The following is a 5,181-nucleotide window of genomic DNA, read 5'->3' as shown; positions in this document are numbered from 1 at the left end:
CGCTCAACCTCTATATATCAGTGCTTTTAGATTATATTGGCCAGCCCTACGCGACTTATCCCACACTTTACTGATGCACAACCAAAAAACTCCTTGCTAGTTCCTGACTCCTGACTTCTGACTCCTGATAACTGATAGGAGTAGGGAGTAGGGAGTAGGGAGTAGGGAGTAGAGGACTTTGCTGATTTTAATAAGGTGTAGAAAAAGCTCCTTCCTAGCTCCTGAGTCCTAACTCCTGACTCCTGATAACTGATAGCTGATAACTGAATATGATTTTCTGGATAATAATTCTAATTTTTTTCTCCTATTTTTCTACTAAACCTGCTATTGCTCAAATAACTCCTAGACCAGTTGACCCTAGTCCTCAACCTTTACCACAAGTAAAACCATTACCACCACCAGATGATTTACTCCAACCACAACCAGTTCCATCTCTTTCTCCCGAATATCCTCCTCTGCAAATTCCTGGTAAGATTACTGTTAACCAATTTGCTGTTGTTGGTAGTACAGTTTTTAGTCCAACAGAATTAGCAGAAGTTCTGAAACCTTTTACAGATAGACCTATTTCTTTTGCCGAATTACTTGAAGCACAAACAACAGTAACTCAGCTATATTTTGACCAAGGATATGTAACTTCTGGAGCTTTTATTCCACCACAAACTTTGGAAGATGGCACTGTTATAATAGAAGTTATTGAAGGACAAGTTGAAGAAANCTTTTGCCGAATTACTTGAAGCACAAACAACAGTAACTCAGCTATATTTTGACCAAGGATATGTAACTTCTGGAGCTTTTATTCCACCACAAACTTTGGAAGATGGCACTGTTATAATAGAAGTTATTGAAGGACAAGTTGAAGAAATTGAAATTTCCGGACTGAAACGACTTAATTCTAGTTATATTCGCAGTCGTATTGAATCTGGTATTCAAACACCTCTAAATCAAAATCAGTTATTTCAATATTTACAGTTATTACAACTCAACCCTTTAATTGAAAGATTATCTGCTAATTTAACAGCGGGAACTCGTCCTGGTTTAAAAAGGTGCCGAAAAGTTTATTAATAGCTAGTTCAATTATTTTTCACAAAAATTTAGGACTCTTAAGCATCTCTAGTACAAACCATATAATCTCCAGCCTAAAGACTGGAAAAACTTTAATTCCAAGATGCTTGTCCCCCAAGAAGATTACTATAATTTTACCCCGACACAATCGTTTGATTTGTCGGGGAAGTATGTCAATTAGCCTAAGAAACTGTGTCTACCCGACCGTAAAAAGTACCACGAACTTTAACTTCTACAGCTTCTTTTGCGCCTAAATCTGTATCAGAAGGCTGAACCGCCTCAAAGAAGCCAACAATTTCACCTGTTTCCCCATCTACTTTAGTAATTTGAAGGGACATCTCACCAGCTTTGAGAAGAGTATCCGCTGACTTAACATTAGCTTTGACAAACTCTTCATCATCTGAACTAGCTGGTAAAGCTACTGCATTATCATATCCTGAAGTCACACCACGACCTTTCGGGTCTAGGAAACTAGAGCCTCGGTAGGAAGGAACATTGTATATTCCCTTAAAATCAGTAGAAGTATTGATGGCAGTAATACCAGGCTGGCTATTAGCAATAAGTCCTTTGACAGTAAATAGAAATGGAACTTCTTCTCCACCTGGTAAAAGAACAGTTATGGGTTGAAAGTCAATACCATATTGTTCGTTAAATGTCAAAGAATCATCTTCATTAAAGACAAGCTCACCTGTTACTTGATCTAAAGTAGAAGTGTACCGTGTTAATTTTCTTCCTTCAACAAATTCTGCTTCTTGGCGTTTGTTAGTTGGTTCTTCCTTAACGAAATAGGTAGTTGGCTGCAAACACAAATCTGTCAAAATGTAAGACTCATCTTGGTCAAGAGCAATAGAACCACGAGCAGTTTCTGGTAACTCAGGACAGTTGTTGGCCAAGCCAGTATTTACAATGTCTTCATAAGTAAGTGGTTTATTACTATCAATGCCTTCTGAACAGGCGGTTAAAAAACTCAAACACACAGCTAATAGTGCCGCAATTAAAGTGCGATACCTCATTGTCAACCTCAAGATTCAACATTCAATATTTAACATTGCTACTGCGTTATATGTTTACGCAGTATGATTAATCCAGTTTTAGATTTTAGATTTGATGGGAAAGTTAGGGCAATTAGGATAAAGTTATTCTTCACATTCTCAATCTGGTTGGTGTGAGAGTAGATTTATCTTTAAGTATTAACCCAAAATAATATTTTACATTGCTGGTTACTTTTTCTTAAATTCAGTTATACAAATTAAAATTGCATAAGTAAATATACTTAAGTTAATATCTTGCCATGACTGAATTTAACTAATTATCTAAGAGCTAACATTTATCAACATAAGGGGTAGCAAAAGCTCTGGAGAAGATGTGAGAGCAGCCGTGATAAATGTTTGCTACATAATATTATAGTTAGACTGTTACGGTAGAAGACCGAATCACAAGGAATAGCCTATAATAATATTTGGATAAATATTTGCCGATATACTCTCTGTGACCTATTATATTAGAATTTATCTGGCTTTAGTCTGGGGATTGGTCAAGTTGCTCTTAATTGGTAATATGGAAACAAATATAGAAAATGAGTCAACAAATTTACATAGTGATTTACAATCATTAGCAGATTCAGTAAAGGCTATAGCCGAAAATCACCAGGACGATCCAATGGCAATATTGGCTATCCTACGAACTCTGGAAAGCTTACATCAAGAAATTAGAGAAGGTTCATTTCAAAAAACATTGCCAGATAATCGTCAGGCACTTTACAATTTACTCAAGGATATTGAAACAAAGGGAGGTTGGCCTTATATTCCCCGGTTAAGATTACGCTATCTGTTGGAAAACTGGTCTGATAATTCTCAATAATTATAGAACTTCATCAGTATTATTAGTATTAGAATCAGCTTCAGGTAAAGGTTGACTAATATCTATAAAGTCTTCCTCTGAAATTATGGAAGCTGGAACATTCACCAATATTGCTAATAATCTCCCATTCTCAATAGTAATTAATGTATCTCTAAAATTTAAACCAGTTCCTTGTTCAAAAGTTAAATCTTCAAAAGTCAAATTACCACTTAAAGCCAAGAAATCTTCTAAGGGATTAAAATCATTTATTACATCAACATTACCTAATTCTCCAGGTAGCACAAAAATATCAGATCCTTCCCCACCAGTTAATGTATCTTCTCCAGCTTCACCAAATAATATATCATTGCCTCGATCACCTAGCAAAGAGTCATTACCATCACTACCTTGAAGGGTATCATTATCTTTTCCACCAAACAATGTATCCTCACCAATACCACCAATAACTAAATCATTATTTGAGTCACCAAAAAGAGAGTCATTCTGCTGTTCACCAAATATTGTATCATCACCTTTTCCACCACGAAGATTATCTACATTTTCTCCACCAAAAACTCGATCGTTACCCCTATTACCATTAATAAAATCACTACCAATACCTCCAAATAGTAAATCATTACCTGCTTCTCCGAAAATAGTATCATCACCACTACCTCCATCTAAAGAGTCATCACCCTCACCACCTAAAAGAGAATCATTACCTATACTGCCATTACCAATATCATTTCCTAGGTCGCCAAATATTACATCATCATCAAGATTTCCAAATATACTATCATCCCCTTGACTACCCCTTAATGTATCGTTACCATCCCCTCCAGTAACTAAATCAANCTCCGAAAATAGTATCATCACCACTACCTCCATCTAAAGAGTCATCACCCTCACCACCTAAAAGAGAATCATTACCTATACTGCCATTACCAATATCATTTCCTAGGTCGCCAAATATTACATCATCATCAAGATTTCCAAATATACTATCATCCCCTTGACTACCCCTTAATGTATCGTTACCATCCCCTCCAGTAACTAAATCAAATCCTTGATTACCAATTACTAAGTCATCTCCAGTTTCTCCAAATAAAGAGTCGTTGCCATCTTCTCCTAATAAAAAATCATTCCCCAGACCACCTTCAATACTATCATCTCCCAGACCACCCAATACTGAGTCACGTCCATCTTCTCCTTGCAAGAAATCATTATCTTCACCACCAATTAAAGAATCAGATCCAATACCACCAAAAATTTCATCTTCTCCTTCTCCTCCATCTTGAGTATCATCTCCTGCTTCACCAAAAATAGTATCATTTCCACCAAAACCTTCCATAAAATCTGGTTCTGGAGAGCCAATTAAGAGATTATCATTGTTATCTCCTGAGATATTTGCCATGTTATTTGGATACTCCTATGTTACTACTAATTTGATTGTTGAAAAAGTAAGGTTTGTAGAAGAATACATAAATATTCTAGGTTTTAGGATTGCGTTTTTTCCATCTTTGGCATTTGATTTTGGCGTTAGATGTCCCCCGATCCTTACGAGTTACTTGTGACTTAAAACTCAACTATTTTGTTTCCTATTTATGTTGGTATTTAGCCTATTTTGTGAATAAAAATCTATATTAATTATTGATAGGGAAATTTAGCTAATATGTTCTATAGCAATCCTATTTAAGTTGTCATATTTTGGTGGTAGGGACGAATGGCATTTCGTCGTTACAGGAGTTATAACTGAGTTATACCAATTACTAAAAGTAATGCTATACTTGAGTGGCACTTCAATTCTTAAGTAATTAACTCAAGCCGAATAACTTTTTTGATAATTACTTGTCAGTTAATGTTAATTATTCTTATGTTTACTTCTCCCGTAGGGACGCCCTTATGCAACGTCCCTACACTCCCCTACTCCCCTACTCTGAAATAGATAAAGTTTTTGAGAAATGGTATTAGGAGTAACTGTTGGATTGGCGAGGTACAGTCAGAATTTTCTAGGTTTTAAGTTAAAATTAACTCTTATAAAAATTGTCATAACTAATTTACGATTGCCATAAGTTTAACTGCGAATTGTGGTTCAAAATATTAATAGTAATTTCCCTATATATTTAATTATGAATTTGATAGCTGATAGCCAAATACTTTCCTAAAATTTAATTGTTGATTATACCAGATTATGGAATACAAAGATATTAGTTATGGAAATTTGCTCAAGGAAACTTTAAAAACTATTATTGCTATATATTTACCTCTTTTAGTTATAGG

General features: G+C 35.3%; 4 protein-coding genes and 2 pseudogenes. 3 read left to right on the top strand and 3 right to left on the bottom strand.

What is annotated here, in order from left to right; genetic code table 11:
• Positions 1-269: 269 nt before the first annotated feature.
• Together AFK68_RS11565 and AFK68_RS44850 are read left to right on the top strand one after the other, a co-directional pair.
• Positions 270-714: pseudogene (locus tag AFK68_RS11565) on the top strand (POTRA domain-containing protein); the annotation flags it as partial.
• Position 715: 1 nt separating this feature from the next.
• Positions 716-1,062 (top strand): POTRA domain-containing protein (locus AFK68_RS44850; RefSeq protein WP_371357330.1); only part of this gene is annotated, 347 nt, incomplete at its 5' end.
• A 182-nt stretch (positions 1,063-1,244) separates the two neighbouring features.
• Here the strand turns inward: AFK68_RS44850 and AFK68_RS11555 are convergent.
• The gene (locus AFK68_RS11555) at positions 1,245-2,075 is read right to left on the bottom strand and encodes a photosystem II manganese-stabilizing polypeptide (protein WP_094672894.1); all 831 of its coding nucleotides are present in this window, start codon (positions 2,073-2,075) and stop codon (positions 1,245-1,247) included.
• Positions 2,076-2,550: 475 nt separating this feature from the next.
• Here AFK68_RS11555 and AFK68_RS11550 point away from each other — a divergent pair, with 475 nt between their 5' ends.
• A complete protein-coding gene (locus AFK68_RS11550) occupies positions 2,551-2,922 on the top strand; it encodes a hypothetical protein (RefSeq protein ID WP_246844130.1) in 372 nt (123 codons plus the stop codon).
• Here the strand turns inward: AFK68_RS11550 and AFK68_RS44845 are convergent.
• Both AFK68_RS44845 and AFK68_RS44840 read right to left on the bottom strand, forming a co-directional pair.
• A pseudogene (locus tag AFK68_RS44845) lies at positions 2,923-3,755 on the bottom strand (calcium-binding protein); the annotation flags it as partial.
• Between the two features lies 1 nt (position 3,756).
• Positions 3,757-4,315 (bottom strand): calcium-binding protein (locus AFK68_RS44840; protein ID WP_371357329.1); only part of this gene is annotated, 559 nt, incomplete at its 3' end.
• Positions 4,316-5,181: the final 866 nt, after the last annotated feature.

The sequence above is a fragment of the Hydrocoleum sp. CS-953 genome, assembly GCF_002260545.1.
In the GTDB taxonomy this organism is placed as follows: domain Bacteria; phylum Cyanobacteriota; class Cyanobacteriia; order Cyanobacteriales; family Microcoleaceae; genus Trichodesmium.
This window is presented reverse-complemented; position numbering and strand designations above follow the sequence as displayed.

Coding starts and splice junctions, on each gene's coding strand:
- AFK68_RS11555 (WP_094672894.1), bottom strand. CDS start 2,075: ATGAGGTATCGCACTTTAATTGCGGCACTATTAGCTGTGTGTTTGAGT.